General features: G+C 64.5%; 1 protein-coding gene. It reads left to right on the plus strand.

Annotated features, from left to right (window positions below; translation table 11 throughout):
• Positions 1 to 6: 6 nt before the first annotated feature.
• Complete coding sequence (gene tuf / locus ABNX41_RS21820; protein WP_438671777.1) at positions 7 to 1,182, plus strand: elongation factor Tu; 1,176 nt, start codon at positions 7 to 9, stop codon at positions 1,180 to 1,182.
• The last annotated feature ends 54 nt before the right edge of the window (positions 1,183 to 1,236 follow it).

The raw sequence follows: 1,236 nt of genomic DNA on the forward strand, positions 1-1,236 counted from the left end.
GCCACGATGGCAAAGGCAAAGTTTGAGCGCAACAAACCGCACGTCAATATCGGGACGATCGGTCACGTTGACCACGGCAAGACGACGCTGACGGCGGCGATCACGAAGTATTTCGGCGAATTCAAGGCCTACGACCAGATCGACGGCGCGCCGGAAGAGCGTGCGCGCGGGATCACGATCTCGACGGCGCATGTGGAATACGAGACCGAGAACCGCCACTACGCGCATGTCGACTGCCCCGGCCACGCGGACTATGTGAAGAACATGATCACGGGGGCTGCGCAGATGGACGGCGCGATCCTGGTCTGCGCGGCCTCGGACGGCCCGATGCCGCAGACGCGCGAGCATATCCTGCTGGGCCGCCAGGTGGGCATTCCCTACATGGTCGTCTACATGAACAAGGTCGACCTTGTGGACGACCCGGACCTTCTGGAACTGGTCGAGATGGAGCTGCGCGAGCTGCTGTCGTCCTACGACTATCCCGGCGACGACATCCCGATCATCAAGGGCTCGGCGCATCAGGCGCTGATCGGCGAGCGCAAGGACATCGGCGAGGATTCGGTCCGCGCGCTGCTGGCGGCGGTGGATGAATACATCCCGACCCCGGCGCGTGCTGTCGACCAGCCGTTCCTGATGCCGATCGAGGACGTGTTCTCGATCTCGGGCCGCGGCACGGTGGTGACCGGGCGGGTCGAGCGCGGGGTGATCAACGTCGGCGACGAAGTCGAGATCGTGGGCATCCGCCCGACCTCGAAATCGACCTGCACCGGCGTGGAGATGTTCCGCAAGCTGCTGGACCGCGGCGAGGCGGGGGACAACATCGGCGCGCTCCTGCGCGGCGTTGACCGTGACGGCGTGGAGCGTGGCCAGGTGCTGGTGAAGCCGAAATCGGTGACGCCGCACACCAAGTTCGAGGCCGAAGCCTATATCCTGACCAAGGAGGAAGGCGGCCGCCACACGCCGTTCTTCGCCAACTACCGCCCGCAGTTCTACTTCCGCACGACGGATGTGACCGGGACGGTGAAGCTGCCCGAGGGCACCGAGATGGTGATGCCGGGCGACAACCTGAAGTTCGAGGTCGAGCTGATCGCGCCGATCGCGATGGAAGAGAAGCTGCGCTTCGCCATCCGCGAAGGCGGCCGCACCGTCGGCGCCGGCGTCGTCGCCAAGATCATCGCGTAATCAGGATGAAACGGAGGCGGGCATAAAAACCCGCTTCCGAACATCGAAGGGAAA

This window comes from Pseudogemmobacter sonorensis, assembly GCF_042762395.1.
GTDB classification, from domain to species: Bacteria; Pseudomonadota; Alphaproteobacteria; order Rhodobacterales; family Rhodobacteraceae; genus Pseudogemmobacter; species Pseudogemmobacter sonorensis.